This is a genomic window from Virgisporangium ochraceum, from assembly GCF_016863655.1.
Taxonomy (GTDB): domain Bacteria; phylum Actinomycetota; class Actinomycetes; order Mycobacteriales; family Micromonosporaceae; genus Virgisporangium; species Virgisporangium ochraceum.
This window is the reverse complement of the sequence record NZ_BOPH01000131.1, coordinates 1-17,222: the sequence shown is the minus strand read 5'-3', so window position 1 is coordinate 17,222 and position 17,222 is coordinate 1. Positions and strand designations below refer to the sequence as shown.

The window sequence follows — 17,222 nt, the reverse complement described above, 5'->3', positions numbered from 1 at the left end:
CCGCAGTAACCCCCGCGTTGTCCACCACATTCAGTCAGAGGACCTGAGGAGACCTGGTGCCGCTTCCGTCACTGAGCCCGGAACAGCGCGCTGCAGCCTTGGAGAAGGCGGCGGAGATTCGCAAGGCCCGCGCTGAGCTGAAGGACCAGCTCAAGTCGGGCAAGACCTCGCTCGCCGAGGTTCTCGGCCGCGCCGAGGACGACGTCGTCGGCAAGCTCAAGGTTTCGGCCGTGCTGCAGGCGATGCCGGGCATCGGCAAGATCCGTGCCCAGCAGATCATGGAAAAGCTCAAGATCGCCGATAGCCGGCGGCTTCGCGGCCTCGGCGACCAGCAGCGCAAGGCACTGCTTGGGGAGTTCGCCAACAGCGGGAAATGACCGCAGGGTAGAAACAAGCAGTGAGCAATGACGACGACGCGCGCCCGACAGCCCGGCTCACCGTCCTCTCCGGCCCTTCGGGGGTCGGCAAGGACAGTGTCATCGAGCTGATTCGGGCGCGCTCGCCCTGGGTCTGGCTGTCCGTGTCCTGCACCACCCGGCCGCCCCGGCCCTACGAGGTCGACGGCACCCACTACCACTTCGTCGACCGCGACCAGTTCCGCGAGCACGTCCGGGCGGGCGAGATGCTCGAGTGGGCCGAGTTCGCGGGCAACCTCTACGGCACCCCCCGCGGGCCCGTGGAGCGCAAGCTCGCGCTCGGCGAGCCCGTGCTGCTGAAGATCGACCTGCAGGGTGCCCGCCAGGTGCGCCGCACCATGCCGTCGGCCCAGCTGGTGTTCCTCGCGCCGCCCAGCTTCGAGGAGCTGGCCCGCCGGCTCACCGGTCGCGGCACCGAGGACCCGGCGACGATCGCGCGCCGCCTCCACCACGCGCGCGAGGAGCTGGCCGCGGAGGCCGAGTTCGACCGCACCGTGGTCAACGACAACGTCGAACACGCTGCTGAGGAGCTGGTAAGCTTGCTCGGTTCGCGGCTGTTCACGTCTCAGCCGCTCCACTGATCTCCCGCACTTTCTTGACAAGCTCTGATTTGAGGTTCGATCTCCCGTGGCCGGAACTGTCGCCAATCCGGAAGGCATCACCAACCCGCCGATCGACGAGCTGCTCGAGAAGAGCTCGTCGAAGTACGCCCTCGTGATCTTCGCGGCCAAGCGTGCCCGCCAGATCAACGCCTACTACAGCCAGCTGGGCGAGGGCCTGCTCGAGTACGTCGGCCCGCTGGTCGAGACCACGCCGCAGGAGAAGCCGCTCTCCATCGCGATGCGCGAGATCAACGCCGGTCTCCTCACGGCCGAGCCGGTCGAGACCGCCTGAGTTGATCGTCCTCGGGGTAGGCGGCGGCATCGCCGCCTACAAGGCGTGTGAGCTGCTGCGCCTGTTCACCGAGTCGGGCCACCCCACGCGGGTGGTACCCACGGCGGCCGCCCTGGAGTTCGTCGGGGCGCCCACCTGGGCCGCCCTCTCCGGGCAGCCCGTCGCCACCGAGGTGTGGCACGACGTCCACGAGGTGCCGCACGTCCGGATCGGGCGTGCGGCCTCTCTCGTCGTGGTGGCCCCCGCGACCGCCGACCTGCTGGCCCGCGCCGCGAACGGCCTCGCCGACGACCTGCTCACCAACACGCTGCTCACGGCCCGCTGTCCCACGCTCTACGCGCCGGCGATGCACACCGAGATGTGGGAGCACCCGGCCACGCAGGCCAACGTCGCGACGTTGCGGGCCCGGGGCGCGACCGTGCTGGAACCCGCCGTCGGTCGGCTCACCGGCAAGGACACCGGCAAGGGCCGGTTGCCCGAGCCACCCGGGATCTTCGCCGCCGCACTGGCGCTGCTGCGCCGCGCCGGCAGGCCACCGGACCTGGCCGGGCGCCGGGTGGTGGTCACCGCCGGTGGCACCCGCGAACCGCTCGACCCGGTGCGCTTCATCGGCAACCGCTCCTCGGGCAAGCAGGGGTACGCGTTCGCCCGGGCCGCACTGGCCCGCGGGGCGTCGGTGACGCTGGTCGCGGCCAACGTGACGCTGCCCGACCCGGCCGGCGTCGAGGTCGTGCGGGTCGAGACCACCGAGGAGCTGCGCCAGGCCACGGTCGCGGCCGCCGCTGACGCCGACGTGGTCGTGATGGCCGCCGCGCCGGCCGACTTCCGGCCCGCGCGCATCGCGTCCCAGAAGATCAAGAAGACGCACGACGGCGCGGCGCCGCCGATCGAGCTGGCGCTGAACCCCGACATCGCGGCCGAGCTCGGAGCGAAGAAGCCGGCCGGGCAGGTGCTCGTGGTGTTCGCGGCCGAGACCGCCGGCGGCGACGCGGCGCTGGCGAACGCCCGCGAGAAGCTCGCGCGCAAGGGCGCCGACCTCATCGTGCTCAACGACGTGAGCGGCGGCCGCACGTTCGGCGCCGACACGAACGCCGCGACGGTGCTCGACCCCGGTGGTCAGGTCGCGGTAGTAGAGGACGGGTCGAAGGACGACCTGGCCGACTCCGTTCTCGACCAGGCAGTTTCGCGGCTCACACAAGGGTCGGGTCCCGCCGCGTAGGCCTGCACCGTAGACTCTTCCGGAGCATTCATCCATCACGAGGGAGCACTGTGGCACGGCGCCTCTTTACGTCCGAGTCGGTCACCGAAGGCCACCCGGACAAGATCGCTGATCAGATCAGTGACGGCATTCTTGACGCGTTGATCGGCGCCGATCCCCGCAGCCGCGTCGCGGTGGAGACGCTGATCACCACCGGCCAGGTGCACGTCGCCGGCGAGGTCACCACCAGCGCGTACGCCGACATCCCGGCGATCGTGCGGGAGACGATCCTCAACATCGGCTACGACTCGTCGAAGAAGGGCTTCGACGGCGCGTCGTGCGGCGTCAGCGTGTCGATCGGGTCGCAGTCGCCCGACATCGCGCAGGGCGTCGACACCGCTATCGAGAAGCGCAGCGGCGAGGCCGCCGACCCGCTCGACACACAGGGCGCCGGCGACCAGGGCATGATGTTCGGCTTCGCCTGCTCCGAGACGCCCGAGCTGATGCCGCTGCCGATCGCGCTCGCGCACCGGCTGGCGCGCCGTCTCACCGCGGTGCGCAAGGACGGCACCGTGCCGTACCTGCGTCCCGACGGCAAGACCCAGGTCACCATCGAGTACGACGGCCTGAAGCCGGTGCGGCTCGACACCGTCGTGGTCTCCAGCCAGCACGCGCCCGACATCTCGCTCGAGTCGCTGCTCACGCCCGATGTGAACGACCACGTGATCGCCCCCGAGATGGCCGGCCTGCAGCTCGACACCGAGGGCTACAAGCTGCTGGTCAACCCCACCGGCCGCTTCGAGATCGGCGGTCCCATGGGCGACGCCGGCCTCACCGGCCGCAAGATCATCGTCGACACCTACGGCGGCTACGCCCGCCACGGCGGTGGCGCGTTCTCCGGCAAGGACCCGTCGAAGGTCGACCGCTCCGCCGCCTACGCGATGCGCTGGGTCGCCAAGAACGTCGTGGCCGCCGGTCTCGCCGAGCGCTGCGAGGTGCAGGTCGCCTACGCGATCGGCAAGGCCCACCCGGTGAGCCTGTTCGTCGAGACGTTCGGCACCGAGAACGTGGCCGTCGAGGCCATCGAGAAGGCGATCAACCAGGTCTTCGACCTGCGCCCGGCCGCCATCATCCGCGATCTCGACCTGCTCAACCCGGTCTACCAGCAGACCGCGGCCTACGGTCACTTCGGCCGCGAGCTGGCCGGGTTCACGTGGGAGCGCACCGACCGCGCTGCCGACCTGAAGAGCGCCGCGAACGCGTAGCCGTTCGGCTTGGACCTTTTCGACGTAGAGCCTCCGGCGCCGGAACCGGCACCGGAGGCTTCTGCGTCGGGTGGGGCTGGGTCGGGCGGGGCTGCTTCGGGCACGGCGGTTCCGGGTGGGGCGGCTTCCGGGGCGGCAGGTTCCGGGGCGCCGGGGGCGAGTGCGGCAGCTTCCGGGGCGCCGGCTTCGGGGGCGGCGGGTTCGGGGGCGAGTGCGGCGGCGCGGGCGTTGGCCAGGAGCGCGTCGCGGAAGAAGGGGGCGCCGCGGTCCGCGCCGCGGGCGAAGCCCGACAAGGAGCCGGCGGCGGTGGCGCCCGTCGCGCGGGTCGTCGTCGAGGTCGGGCTGCCGCACCTCGACCGCCCCTTCGACTACCTGGTCGCCGCCGCCGACGACGTGGCCGCGCAGCCCGGGGTGCGGGTACGGGTGCGGTTCGCGGGCCAGCTCGTCGGCGGGTTCCTGCTGGAGCGGATGGAGCGCTCCGAGCACGACGGGCGGCTCGCCTACCTCGACCGGGTCGTGTCCGCGGAGCGGGTGCTGACGCCGGAGGTGGCGGACCTGTGCCGCCTGGTGGCCGACCGGTACGCGGGCACGCACGCCGACGTGCTGCGGCTCGCCGTGCCGCCCCGACACGCCCGGGTGGAAGCAGCCCGCGCCGGGGCAGAGACACCCCACCCCCAGGCACACACAGACGACGCTCTATCCGGGGCACCATCCGCCCCGGAATCCGCACTGGATAGAGCGTCGTCGACAGACGGCCCCGGCTGGGACCGGTACCGCGCCGGCGCGGCCTTCCTCCGGGCGCTCCGCGACGGGCGGGCGCCCCGCGCCGTCTGGGGGGCGCTGCCCGGCGAGGACTGGCCGGCCAGGGTCGCCGACGCCATCGCCGCCGTGCACTCCACCGGCAGAGGGGCGCTGGCCGTCGTCGCCGACGCGCGGGACCTCGACCGCCTCGACGCGGCGCTCACCGCGAAGCTCGGCGGCCCCGGACAGCACGTCGCGCTCAACGCGGCCCTCGGGCCCGCCGAGCGGTACCGGCGGTTCCTCGCCGCCGCACGGGGCACGGTGCGCATCGTCACCGGGACGCGGGCGGCGGCGCTCGCGCCGGTGGAGAACCTCGGTCTCGTGGTGATCTGGGACGACGGCGACGACCTGCACGCCGAGCCCCGCGCGCCGTACCCGCACGCCCGGCAGGTGCTGCTGACCCGCGCCGAACAGACCGGCTGCGCCGCCCTGGTGGGCGGGTTCACCCGCACCGCCGAGGCGCAGCAGCTGGTCGAGGCCGGCTGGGCGCACGACCTCGTCGCCGACCGGGCCGCCGTCCGGGACCGGGCCCCGCGCGTGGTGCCCGTCGGCGACGACAACGACCCCGCCGCCGGCTCGGCCCGCCTGCCGACCGTGGCCTGGAAAGCGGCCCGCGCGGCGCTGGCCGCCGGGGCGCCGGTGCTGGTCCAGGTGCCACGCCGGGGGTACGTGCCATCCGTCGCCTGTGCCCGGTGCGGTACGCCGGCCCGGTGCCGGCGGTGCCAGGGGCCGCTCGCGTTGTCGAGCGGTACCGGCATCCCGGGCTGCCGCTGGTGCGGCCATCCCGCCGCCGACCACGCCTGCGAGACCTGCGGCGACCGCCGGTTGCGGGCGTCGGTGGTCGGTGCCCGTCGAACGGCCGAAGAGCTGGGACGCGCGTTCGCGGGCGCGCCGGTACGCACGTCGGGCCGGGACGCGGTGCTGGCGACCGTCCCGGGGGAGCCGGCCGTGGTGGTGTGCACGCCGGGGGCGGAACCGATCGCCGACGGCGGCTACGGTGCGGTGCTGCTGCTCGACTCCTGGGCGCTGCTGACCCGCGCCGACCTCCGCGCCACCGAAGAGGCCACGAGACGCTGGTTCGCCGCCGCGGCGCTGGCCCGGCCGGCCCACGAGGGCGGGCAGGTGGTGGTCGTCGCCGAGGGCGGGTTGGCCACGGTGCAGGCGCTGGTCCGGTGGGACGCGGCCTGGCTCGCCGCCCGCGAGCTGGCCGAGCGCCGCGAGCTCGGGTTCCCGCCGGCGGCCCGGATCGCGTCGCTGACCGGTCCGGCCGACGCCGTCGCCGACCTGGTGGCCGCGACCGAGCTGCCGGACGGCGCCGACCTGCTCGGTCCGGTCGACACCGGCGAGGAGGGGCAGGAGCGGATCCTGGTGCGCACGTCACGGTCGGCCGGTGCGGCGCTCGCGGCGGCGTTGAAGACGGCGGTCGCCGTCCGCAGCGCGCGCAAGACCCCGGGGACGGTGCGGGTGCAGGTGGACCCGCTCGAACTGCTGTGAGGGGTGCGCGGCGGAGTGACCAGGGAAGCTTCCCCGCCGCACACCCGGACTCCGGCCGGCCGGTCGGCCCGGGGGCCGAGCAGGAGTCCGGCCTGCCGTGTCTCCACAGTGCGTCGCTCGATCGCCGTTGTCACGGGCCGGAACCCGGAATCGTTCGATCACCACCCGGAACCACCGAACCGGACGACACCGGTCGGTGCGGTCGTTCGGCTGATCGCGCCACACCACGCTGCTAGGCTCAGCGGTAACGTTAAGTAATCTCTTGATAGCTTGTAGTGCTTGCCCCGGGGGAGGCGCACATGCAGGTCGCGGTCGACGGCGAGCTGGCCTTCTACCAGCAGATGATCGACAGCATCTCCGACTACGAGGTGATCCGACTTGACGACACCGGGCACGTGCGCACCTGGCACGAGGGTGCCGCACGGCTGTCCGGGTACTCCGCCGACGAGGTCATCGGCCGACCGAACAGCGTCTTCTACCCCGAAGAGGACATCAAGGCCGGCAAGCCGGCCCAGGACCTGAAGACGGCCGCCGAGACCGGCCGGTGCGTCATGGAGGGCTGGCGGGTCCGCAAGGACGGCACGCGGTTCTGGGCGAGCATCACCCTCACCCCGATCCGCGGACACGGCGGAACGCTGCACGGGTACGTCCGCGTCACCCGCGACCACAGCGACCGGCGCGACCAGGAGCTGGAGATGCGCGCGGTCGAGCGGATGCTCGACGCCATCACCGACTACGAGGTGATCCGCCTCGACACCGAGGGCGTGATCCGGTCGTGGAGCCCCGGCGCGGAGAAGCTGAAACGCTACAAGGCCAGCGAGATCGTCGGCCACCACGTGAGCGCGTTCTACCCGGAGGACGACGTCCGCAACGGCGTCCCCGAGCGCGAGATGGCCAAGGCGGTGCGCCAGGGACGGCTGGAGACCGAGGGCTGGCGGGTCCGCAAGGACGGCAGCCGGTTCTGGGGCAGCACGATCATCAGCCCGATCCGCGACGACTCCGAAGAGGTGATCGGGTTCGTCTCCGTCGGCCGCGACCTCTCCGAGCGGCGCGCGCAGGAGCAACTGCTCCAGCGGCAGCAGGAGGAGATCCTGGAGCTGTCGACGCCGGTCATCCAGGTCTGGGACAAGGTCCTCGTCCTGCCGATCATCGGGACGCTCGACAGCGCCCGCGCCGCCCGTCTCACCGAGGGTCTGCTCGACAAGGTCACCTACTACCAGGCCGAGGTGGCCATCCTCGACGTCAGCGGCGTGCCGGCGGTCGACACCGAGGTCGCCCAGCACCTGCTCAAGACCGTCGAGGCGGCCCGGCTCATGGGCGCCACCAGCATCCTGAGCGGCGTGCGGCCCGAGACCGCGCAGGCGATCGTGCACCTGGGCATCGACCTCGGGTCGCTGCGCAGCCGCAGCAACCTGCGGGAGGCCCTGCAGCTGGCGCTCATGATGGTGGGCGCCGCACCGGTGCGGGACCGCGACACGCCGGTGGCCAGCCATGGCTGAGCTGGTCCCGATCATGCGCATGGGCGACAACCTGCTCGTCATGCTCCAGGGCGACCTCGAGGACGCCACCGTGGAGGAGATCGAGCGCGAGGTCACCCGGGAGGTGGCGCGAACCTCGGCCCGGGGTGCGCTGATCGACGTCAGCGGCCTGTCGGTCGTCGACTCGTTCGTGGCGCGTGTCATCTCGCGGATCGTCGCGATGATCCGGCTGCTCGGGGCGGACGCCACGATCGTCGGCGTGCAACCGGCCGTCGCGATCACACTCGTCGAACTGGGCGTGCCGCTGCGGCACGTCGACACGGCACTCACAGCGGAGCAGGGCATGGCGCGGCTACGCGGACGTCGCGATGAGTACGTCCACTGACTTCGCCGACCCCCGGGCAACCACGACACTCACCGTGCAGATCGCGGCCGAGGCCGACCTGCTGAAGGTCAGGGCCGTCCTGCGGTCGGAGGCGAAGGAGGCGGGCCTGAACCTGACGGCCGCCACCAAGTTCGTCACGGCCGGCAGCGAACTGGCCCGGAACATCTTCAAGTACGCCACCCACGGCCAGGGCGTCGCGACGATCGAGTCGACCGAGGTGAACGGCCGGCGCGGCGTCCGCGCGACGTTCCGCGACGAGGGACCGGGAATCGAGGACATGGAGGCCGCGATGCGCGACGGCTTCAGCACGGCCGACAGCCTCGGCCTCGGCCTGCCCGGCAGCCGCCGGCTGGTCGACGAGTTCAGCATCGAGTCCGACGTCGGCAAGGGCACCACGGTGACGATCACGCAGTGGAGCCGATGAGACCGTGATCGCGGTGAAGACACGCGAGCCCAGCCACACGCGGTTCACCGTCGAGGCGGAAGCCGACGTCGCCGCCGTCCGGCGGATGGTGTCCGACCTCATCGACGACGTGAGCCCCGACCAGGACCGGCACGGCCGCGCCGAACTGGTCGTCACCGAGCTCGCCACCAACCTGGTGCGGCACGCGGGCGGCGGCTGGATGCTGGTCCGGCCGCTGCGCCCGTCCTCGATCGAGCTGATCGCCGTCGACGGCGGCCGCGGGATCGACGACCTGGACGGCGTTCTCGCCGGCCGGGTGTCGGACCCGAAGGGACTCGGCTGCGGCCTGCGCTCGGTGCGGCGGTCCTCGGCCCGGTTCGACGCCTGGACGCGGCCCGGCGGCGGCACCGTCGTCCTCTCCGTGCTCGACCTCGCCGGCGCGAGCGGCCCGCCGGCCTGCGCCGGCGTGTCGGTGGGCATCGTGGAGCCCTGCGGTGACGGGTGGGCGTACTCCGACGAGGACGGCGTGTTCACCCTGGCCGTCGTCGACGGGCTCGGCCACGGGATGAAGGCATCGCTGGCGGCCGACGCCGCGCTCGCCGAGTTCGGCACCGACCTCGAGCAGTTCGTGCCGCGGGCCAACGCCCGGATGCGCGACACCCGGGGCGCCGCCGTGACCCTGTGCCAGATCGCCGACGGCACGCTGCGGTACATCGCGATCGGCAACGTCTACGGCCGCGTCGTGACGCCCGAGGGCAGCCGCGGCCTGGTGACCCACGGCGGCACGCTGGGCCTGCACCTCGAACCGCCCCGGTCCCGCATCTCCGCGCTGCCGTTCCCGGCCGGCGCGAGCCTCGTGCTGTGGACCGACGGACTGTCCAGCCGGGTGAGCCCCGACCCCCGTCTGCTCACCCACGACCCGGCTGTGGTCGCGGCCGCCCTGCACCGCGACCACACCCGCAACCGCGACGACGCGACCGTGGTGGTCGCGACGCCTGGGGGGACCCGGTGACCGAACTGACCTACCACGCGGGGGACGACGCGGCCTCGGTGTACGGCGCGGTGCGGGCGGCTGCGCTGGCCGAGGGGCTCGGACCGGCGGTGGCGACCCGCCTCGCTGCCGCGGCGGCGGTGGCGGCCGTCGAGCGGGAGGCCGCCGCGCGCTCGGTGTCGGCGACCGAGATCGAGGCGTTGCGGGCCGAGCTCGACGAGACCAGTCGCGGCCTGCTCGCCGTCTACGCCGAGCTGTCCGACAAGAGCGACGAGCTCGACCGCGCCCGCACCGACGCCGAGCGGGCCGCCGACGCGAAGGCCGCGTTCCTGGCCAACATGAGCCACGAGATCCGCTCGCCGCTCAACGCCGTGATCGGCTTCACGACGCTGCTGCAGGACACCGAGCTGACCGCCGAGCAGGCCGAGTACGTCGGCATCGTGCGGGGCGCCGGCGACCACCTGCGCGGCGTCATCGACGACATCCTCGACCTGTCGAAGATCGAGTCGGGCCGGCTGGAGCTGGAGCGGATCCCGTTCGACCTGGCCGCGTGCGTCGAGGACGCGGCGACGATGGTGGCGCCGCGGGCCGAGGAGAAGGGCCTGGCGCTGGCGACGCTGTTCGGCCCCGGCACGCCCGACGCCGTCGTCGGCGACCCGGTGCGGCTGCGCCAGATCCTGGTGAACCTGCTGACGAACGCGGTCAAGTTCACCAAGGACGGCGAGGTCGCGGTCGAGGTCACCGGCACCGCCGACGGCCTGGTGCGGATGGCGGTGCGCGACACCGGCATCGGCATCCCGGAGGAGGCGCTGGCCCGCGTGTTCGCGCCGTTCACCCAGGCCGCCTCCGACACCACCCGCAAGTACGGCGGCACCGGGCTGGGCCTGCCGATCTGCCGCGAGCTGGCGCACCGGATGGGCGGCGGCCTCGAGGTCGCGTCGACCGTGGGCGTCGGGTCCACGTTCACCTGCACGGTCCTCTTCGAGGCGGCCGAGCCCGCGCCGTCGACGGACCCGGACCTGCGCGGGCTGCGGGTGCTCGTCGCGCACGGGCAGCCGGTCGTCGCCGAGTCGATCCGGCGCCCGCTCAGCCGGTGGGGGGCCGACGTCGTGTGCGGGCAGGGTCCGCCGGCGGCCGGGTCGTCGTTCGACCTCATGCTCGTGGACGTGCGCAGCCCGCGCGACGAGCTCACCGCGGCCGCGGCGGTGGTCGCCGTGGCCGGCTTCTCCGACCGCGCGCCGACCCACGGCCGGTTCCTCGTGCGTACGCCGGTGCGCCGCGCCCAGCTGCGTGACGCGGTTCTCGGTGCGCTGGGCCGGCAGACCGGCACCGGTCCGGCGCCGGCGACGGCGGAACCCGTGCAGCCGCTGCGGATCCTGCTGGCCGAGGACAACCCGGTCAACCAGCGGGCGACGAAGCTGCTGCTCGGCCGGCTCGGGCACGAGGTCGACGTGGTGCCCGACGGCGTCGCCGCGGTCGAGGCGATCCTGCGCACCGACTACGACCTGGTGCTGATGGACCTGCACATGCCGCGCCTCGACGGCGTCTCCGCCACCCGCCGGGCGCGCCTGCACCGGCCGGGCGACCGGCCGCAGATCGTCGCGTTGACCGCGGGCGCGACCGACGCGAACCGCCGCGCCTGCCTGCACGCCGGGATGAACGACTTCCTCGCCAAGCCGGTCGACGCGCGGGAGCTGGCCCGGGTGCTCGCCGCCGCGTACCGCGGCGGTCCGCGTGTGACCCCCACGACCGAGCAGCTTTCGCACAGTCGACCACGCGTAGCCGCTGTATGACGGATAGTAACAACATGGTCACTGGCTCCCGCTCCTCCAACTACGCCCTCGCTGACCTGGCCCTGGCCCTGACCCGATCGTCCGACCGGATCGAGGGGGTGTGCGAGACGGCGGCGCGCGCCGCGGCGGAGATGCTCGGCGACGGCGCCGCCGTGCAGCTGGTCGGCGACGACGACCTGTACGGCGCCATGATCGCCTACCACCCGGACGTCGAACGCTCGCGCACGCTCGCCGAGGCGCTGACCCGCCGCGGTGCCCCGCCCGAGGACCAGTACTCGCAGGCGATGCGGGCCACCCGGCGGCCGGTCGTGCTCTCGCCGCTGACGCCGGAACGCCTCGCCGAGCTGGCCCCGTCGCGGCGCGCCGCCGACAAGCCGGGCGACCGCGCCGCCGCCGCGGGGCTCAGCGCCGCGCTGATGTGTCCGCTGATCGCCGACAACAAGTACCTCGGGTACCTGCTGGTCGCCCGCACCGCGCCCGACGGCGCCTACACCGAGGCCGACGCCGAGCTGGTCCGCGACATCGCCGGCGAGCTGTCGCTGGCGCTGGCCACCGCCCGGTCGCTGGAGCGGCTGCGGGTCAGCGAGGAGCGGTTCCGCCGGGTGCTGGAGAGCATCCCGGAGGGCGTGCTGCAGATCGACGCGTCGGGCGTCACCACGTTCGCGAACCAGCCGTGCGCGGGGCTGCTCGGCATGCCGAAGGAGCAGCTGGTCGGCCTGCCGTTGAGCGGTTTCCTGGACGACCGTGGTCAGCGGCACCTGGCCCGCTGGCTGGCCGGCTCGACCGAACCGATCCCCGGCCCGCCGCTGCCCGGCAACCCGTCGAACGACGCCGGCGTGGCCGACGCCCGGGTGGTGCGCGCCGACGGGTCCACCCGCAGCGTGCGGCTGTGCCTCACCGTGCTGCAGGAGGACCACGGCCAGCCCGGCAGCTCGCTGTGCCTGGTGACCGACCGCACCGAGCAGGTCGACGCCCGCGGTCTCAAGCGCCAGCTCGACCACCTGCGGCGCCTGGACAGCATGGGCCAGCTGATCGGCGGCATCGCCCACGACCTCAACAACCTGCTCACGGTCGTCGGTGGTTCCGCCGACATGATCGCGGGGACGGCCGAGCCGGGCTCGCCGACGCACCAGCTGGCCGCCGAGATCGTGCACGCGACGGTGAAGGGGCGGGCGCTGGCCCACCAGCTCCTGGCGTTTGGACGCGGGGGCAGCCGGCCGGAGACCATCCGGGTCCCCGACCTGCTGGAGGACATCAAGCCGCTGTTCGCCCGCACGCTGGGCGAGCACATCCACCTCGACTTCAGCCACACCCCCGACGTGTGGCCGGTGCGCGCCGAACGCGGTCCGCTGCAGCAGGTGCTGGTGAACCTGGCCGCCAACGCCCGCGACGCGATGCTGCACGGCGGGGTGCTGACCGCCAAGGCCAGCAACGTCGAGGTGACCGCCGGCGAGCTGGACGACCGGTCGGTGGCCGGCCGCTTCGTGCGTCTGATCATCGCCGACACCGGCGGCGGCATGGACGAACACACCCGCCGGCGCGCGATGGAGGCGTTCTTCACGACGAAGTCCGGTGCCGTGGGCCTCGGGCTGTCGACGGCGATGAGCGTGCTGCGCGGCATCGGCGGCTACATCACGCTCCAGTCGGAGCCGCGCATCGGGACCACGGTGCAGCTCTACCTGCCCGCCACCGACGCGGTCGCCCCGGCGACCGTGGCGCCGGGACCGGGCTCGGCCGCGTCCCTGCTACCGGCCACCACGATCGCCGCACCGGCGACGTCGGCCGACCCGGCCGCGGCGATCACCGACCCCGGCCCGGTCAGCGCGCCCCCGTCGCCCGCGCAGGCCCGTTCGTCCGCGTCCACCTCACCCGGCCGGGGCCACGTGCTCGTGGTCGAGGACCAGCCCGAGCTGGCCCAGCTGATCCACCGGCTGCTCGAGCCGGCCGGCTACACGGTCACCGTCTCGACCGACGCCGAGTCGGCCGTCGACGCGTTCGCCGCGGTGGCCGACCCGGCCCTGCTCATCACCGACGTGGTCATGCCGGGGATGACCGGCCCCGACCTGGCCGCGGCGCTGCGCGCCCGGCACCCGGGCCTGCCGGTGCTGTTCATGTCGGGCTACACGGCGGCGGCGCTGGGCCCGCAGGTGCACCTGGACGAGAACAGCGCCCTGGTGGAGAAGCCGTTCAACCGCAGCACCCTGCTCGCCGCCGTCGAGCGCTTCACCTCGCCCGCGGGGTGAGACACAAACGACGCTCTATCTGGCGCGGGTTGCGTACCCGAATCCGCACTGGATAGAGCGTCGTTTATGAAAGGGGCGGCGTCAGGTGGCCAGGAACTGGTGGGTCGCCAGCTCCCGGTAGAGCGGACTGCTCACGAGCAGTTCGTCGTGGCGGCCCACGGCGGCCACGCGGCCCTCGTCGAGCACCACGATCTGGTCGGCGTCGACCACGGTCGACAGGCGGTGGGCCACGATGATCATCGTGCGGTCGGTGGACACGGCGTCGATCGCGGCGCGCAGCGCCGCCTCGTTGCGGGCGTCGAGGTTGCTGGTCGGCTCGTCGAGGAGCAGCACCGGAGGCGAGGCCAGCAGCGTGCGGGCGATCGCCAGCCGCTGGCGTTCGCCGCCGCTGAGCAGCACGCCACCCTCGCCGACCTCGGCGTCGAGGCCGTCGGGGGTGCGGGTCACCAGGTCGCTGAGGTTCACCGCGTCGAGCACGGCGAGCAGTTCGGCGTCGGTGGCGGCCGGCACGGTCAGCAGCAGGTTGGCCCGCAGCGTGCCGGCCAGCACCGGCGCCTCCTGCTCCACGTACCCGAGCCGGCCGCGCAGCACCTCGCGCGGCAACCGGCGCACGTCGACACCGTTGACCCGCACCGCACCCGCGTCCACTTCGTAGAACCGCTCGATCAGCGCGAGGATGCTCGACTTGCCCGCGCCCGACGGCCCGACCAGGGCCGTGCGGGCACCCACGGGCGCGGCGAAGCTCACGCCCCGCAGCACCGGCGGCCCGCCGGCGTACGCGAACTCCACCCCGTCGAACTCCACCGCCGGAGCGCTCCGCACCAGGGGCTGGGGATCCGAAGCGTCGGCCTCCAGGGGCAGGTCGAGGACCTCGTGCATGCGCTCCAGCGCGGCCAGGCCCAGCTGCAGCTGGGTGTAGACGTTCAGGATCCGGCCGAGCGGCATCACCAGGAAGAACAGGAACAGCACGAACGCCACGAGGTCGCCGACCGACAGCGACCCGTCGGCCACCCGCGCCCCACCGATGCCCAGCACCAGCAGGAACGCGCCCTGGATCGCGGCGACGCCGACCGGCCCGATCCACGCCTGCAGCCGCGCCGCCCGCAGCCCGGCCTCGTACGCCGCCTGCGCCGCCGCGCCCACGGCGAGCGTCTCGCGCTCCTCGGCCCGGCTGGCCCGGGTCGTGCGGGCCGCGGTGAGCGCCCGCTCGACGGTGGACGTCATGTCGCCGATGCGCTCCTGCGCGGCCCGCGCCGCCGGCCGCACCCGCCGGGCGATCATCATCCCGGTGCCGAGGGCCAGCGCCACGCCCACCACAGTGACCGCGAACATCAGCGGGTCCAGGAGCACCATCGCGACCACCGCGCCGGAGATCATGATCACGCCGGACCCGAGGTCGATCAGGCCCGAGGTGACCACCGCCCGCAGCAACGTGGTGTCGGCGCCGACCCGGGACAGCAGGTCGCCGGTGCGCCGGGCGTCGTACTCGGCGATCGGCAGCCGCAGCAGGTGCCCGGCCAGCCGCCGCCGCGACGCCAGCACCACGCCCTCGGCGGTGCGCTGCAGCAGGTAGTCACGCAGCGCGTTCAGCATCGCGACCACCGCGAGCAGCGCGACCAGCCCGCCCACGAAGCGGCCGGCCGGCCGGCTCGCGCCGATCGCGTCGAGCACCGCGCGGGTGAGAAGCGGCTGCAGCAGGGTAGCCAGCGTTCCGATCAACGACAGTGCGGCGACCAGGAGGAGGACCCCGCGGTGCGGACGCAGGTAGGGCAGCAGCGTCCGGAGGTCGATCCGCCGCGGTTTCGCCGACATCCCTCGACGGTAATCCGCGTGATGTACCGTCGCGGGGCCGCTCTCTCAGCCGCTCCTCAGGAAGGACCCGCTAGTGACAGACCCCCTGCTGGAGCGGCTGGCCGCCGCGTACGGCGTGGCCACCGAGTACGAGAACTGGCAGCGGCGGCCCACGGCGGTCGCGCCGGAGACGGTGGTCGAGGTGCTGCGCCTCCTCGACGTCGACGCGTCGACCCCGGCCGCCATCCGGTCGGCTCTCGCCGCGGCGGAGAGCCGTGCGGCGCCGGCCACCGTCGTGGTCACCGAAGGCGACGGCGCTCACGCGGTCCCGTCGGGGGTCGTTCTTCTGGAGGACGGACGTGAGCGGCCGACGGACCTGACCCTGCCGCCGGATCTGCCGCCCGGCTACCACACGCTGCACCACGCCGGCGGCCAGACGGCCGTGATCGTGACGCCGGCGCGGACCGCGCGGCCGGCGCCGACGTGGGGGTGGATGCTGCAGCTGTACGCGCTGCGGTCGGCCCGGTCGTGGGGGATGGGCGACTTCGGCGACCTGGCCGCCGCCACCCGGCGCGCCGCCGCCGACGGAGCCGGGTTCGTGCTGCTGAACCCGCTGCACGCGGTCGCGCCCGGCCACCCGGTGCCGGCGTCGCCGTACTCGCCGACCAGCCGCCGCTACATCAACCCGCTGTACCTGCGGGTCGACGGCACCCCGCCCGCCGTCGACGGCGACCTCATCGACTACGACGCCGTGTGGGCGGCGAAGTCCGCGGCGCTGGCCCCACCCGCGTCGCTGGCGGTGCCGGACGACCCGGCGCTGCGCGACTTCGCCACGTACTGCGCGCTCTCCGAGGTGCACGGGCGCAACTGGAAGGAGTGGCCCGCCGAGCTGCGGCACCCGTCGTCGCCGGCGGTGGCGTCCGCGCGGGTCGCGCTCGCCGATCGGGTGGCGTTCCACGCGTGGCTGCAGGAGCGGTGCGACGAGCAGCTGGCCGACGTGCGGGCCGCGGCGGCGGGCATGCCGATCGGCATCGTGCAGGACCTGGCCGTCGGCATCGACCCCGGCGGCGCCGACGGGTGGCTGCTGCAGGACGTGCTGGCCGACGGCGTCCGCGTCGGCGCGCCGCCGGACGCGTTCAACCAGCTCGGCCAGGACTGGGGGCTCGCGACCTGGCGCCCCGACCGGCTGGCCGCCGCCGGCTACGCGCCGTACCGCGACCTGGTGCGGGCGATGCTCCGGCACGCCGGCGGCCTGCGCGTCGACCACGTCGCCGGGCTGTGGCGGCTGTGGTGGGTCCCGCCGGGTGGCACCGCCGCCGACGGGACGTACGTGCGCTACGACTCGACGGCGATGGTCGGGATCCTGGCGCTGGAGGCGTCGCGGGCCGGCGCCGTGGTGGTCGGTGAGGACCTGGGCACGGTGCTGCCGGAGGTCACCGAGGGCCTGGCGGCCCGCAACATGCTGGGCTGCGAGGTCCTGTGGTTCGCCCGCGACCACGACGGCGAGTTCCTGCCGCCGGCGGCCTGGCCGGTCGACGCGCTGGCCACGGTGTCGACCCACGACCTGCCCACGGCGGCCGGCTACCTGACCGGCGAGCACGTCCGGGTCCGCGCCCGGCTGGGCCAGCTCACCAGGCCCGAGGCCGAGGAACGGGCCGACGCGGACCTCGACCGGGCGAAGCTGGTCGCACTCATGCGGGCCGAGGGCGTTCTCGCCGACGGCGAGCCGACCCTCGACGACCTGATCCTGGGGCTGCACCGGCTGCTGGCGGCGGCGCCGAGCACGCTGGTGGCCGTATCGCCGTACGACGCCATCGGCGAGCTGCGCCAACCGAACCTCCCCGGCACGACCGACGAGTACCCGAACTGGCGCATCCCTCTGCCGGTGCCGCTGGAGGACCTCTTCGACCACGAACGGGTCCGCGCCATCGTCGACATCCTCAGGTCCCGCCCCGCGGCGTCCCTCCACCGGGACAAGACCTAGTGTCCCGGGATGCCGTGTGGCACAACGCATTCAGCGACCCACATCGACGCCATCCCCGGGCGCCCTACGACGTCCCCCTCTGCGCC

14 protein-coding genes are annotated in these 17,222 nt (G+C 73.7%); 13 read left to right on the top strand and 1 reads right to left on the bottom strand.

Features of this window, described 5'->3' with window-relative positions; all coding sequences use genetic code 11:
* The first annotated feature begins 56 nt into the window (after positions 1-56).
* The 12 genes from mihF to Voc01_RS45435 all read left to right on the top strand — a co-directional run bounded on the left by mihF (position 57) and on the right by Voc01_RS45435 (position 13,361).
* A complete protein-coding gene (mihF, locus tag Voc01_RS45490) occupies positions 57-377 on the top strand; it encodes an integration host factor, actinobacterial type (RefSeq protein ID WP_203934001.1) in 321 nt (106 codons plus the stop codon).
* A 20-nt stretch (positions 378-397) separates the two neighbouring features.
* Positions 398-997, top strand: coding sequence for a guanylate kinase (gene gmk / locus Voc01_RS45485; protein WP_203934000.1), 600 nt, complete (start codon positions 398-400; stop codon positions 995-997).
* Positions 998-1,043: 46 nt separating this feature from the next.
* The gene (gene rpoZ, locus Voc01_RS45480) at positions 1,044-1,310 is read left to right on the top strand and encodes a DNA-directed RNA polymerase subunit omega (RefSeq protein ID WP_203933999.1); all 267 of its coding nucleotides are present in this window, start codon (positions 1,044-1,046) and stop codon (positions 1,308-1,310) included.
* Position 1,311: 1 nt separating this feature from the next.
* Positions 1,312-2,529 carry a bifunctional phosphopantothenoylcysteine decarboxylase/phosphopantothenate--cysteine ligase CoaBC gene (coaBC, locus tag Voc01_RS45475; protein WP_203933998.1) on the top strand — a complete coding sequence of 406 codons (1,218 nt, stop codon included), beginning with the start codon at positions 1,312-1,314 and terminating at the stop codon, positions 2,527-2,529.
* Between the two features lie 50 nt (positions 2,530-2,579).
* Positions 2,580-3,773, top strand: coding sequence for a methionine adenosyltransferase (gene metK, locus Voc01_RS45470; protein ID WP_203933997.1), 1,194 nt, complete (start codon positions 2,580-2,582; stop codon positions 3,771-3,773).
* Between the two features lie 306 nt (positions 3,774-4,079).
* Positions 4,080-6,068 carry a primosomal protein N' gene (locus Voc01_RS45465; RefSeq protein ID WP_203933996.1) on the top strand — a complete coding sequence of 663 codons (1,989 nt, stop codon included), beginning with the start codon at positions 4,080-4,082 and terminating at the stop codon, positions 6,066-6,068.
* A 299-nt stretch (positions 6,069-6,367) separates the two neighbouring features.
* The gene (locus tag Voc01_RS45460; protein ID WP_203933995.1) at positions 6,368-7,567 is read left to right on the top strand and encodes a PAS domain S-box protein; all 1,200 of its coding nucleotides are present in this window, start codon (positions 6,368-6,370) and stop codon (positions 7,565-7,567) included.
* Complete coding sequence (locus Voc01_RS45455; protein WP_203933994.1) at positions 7,560-7,931, top strand: STAS domain-containing protein; 372 nt, start codon at positions 7,560-7,562, stop codon at positions 7,929-7,931. Before Voc01_RS45460 ends, Voc01_RS45455 begins: the two co-directional genes overlap by 8 nt.
* Positions 7,915-8,355, top strand: a complete 441-nt coding sequence (locus tag Voc01_RS45450; RefSeq protein ID WP_203933993.1) for an anti-sigma regulatory factor — start codon at positions 7,915-7,917, stop codon at positions 8,353-8,355. The genes Voc01_RS45455 and Voc01_RS45450 overlap by 17 nt, the downstream gene beginning before the upstream one ends.
* 13 nt (positions 8,356-8,368) lie before the next feature.
* The gene (locus Voc01_RS45445; protein WP_203933992.1) at positions 8,369-9,346 is read left to right on the top strand and encodes an ATP-binding protein; all 978 of its coding nucleotides are present in this window, start codon (positions 8,369-8,371) and stop codon (positions 9,344-9,346) included.
* Positions 9,343-11,118, top strand: a complete 1,776-nt coding sequence (locus Voc01_RS45440) for an ATP-binding protein (protein ID WP_203933991.1) — start codon at positions 9,343-9,345, stop codon at positions 11,116-11,118. Before Voc01_RS45445 ends, Voc01_RS45440 begins: the two co-directional genes overlap by 4 nt.
* A 14-nt stretch (positions 11,119-11,132) precedes the next feature.
* Positions 11,133-13,361: a hybrid sensor histidine kinase/response regulator gene (locus Voc01_RS45435; protein ID WP_203933990.1), complete on the top strand. Its 2,229-nt coding sequence runs from the start codon at positions 11,133-11,135 to the stop codon at positions 13,359-13,361.
* A gap of 81 nt (positions 13,362-13,442) precedes the next feature.
* On the opposite strand, the gene Voc01_RS45430 is transcribed toward Voc01_RS45435, so the two are convergent.
* On the bottom strand, positions 13,443-15,173 hold the full coding sequence (locus Voc01_RS45430; RefSeq protein ID WP_203933989.1) for an ABC transporter ATP-binding protein: 1,731 nt from the start codon (positions 15,171-15,173) through the stop codon (positions 13,443-13,445).
* A 73-nt stretch (positions 15,174-15,246) separates the two neighbouring features.
* Here Voc01_RS45430 and malQ point away from each other — a divergent pair, with 73 nt between their 5' ends.
* A complete protein-coding gene (malQ, locus tag Voc01_RS45425) occupies positions 15,247-17,136 on the top strand; it encodes a 4-alpha-glucanotransferase (protein WP_239160956.1) in 1,890 nt (629 codons plus the stop codon).
* The last annotated feature ends 86 nt before the right edge of the window (positions 17,137-17,222 follow it).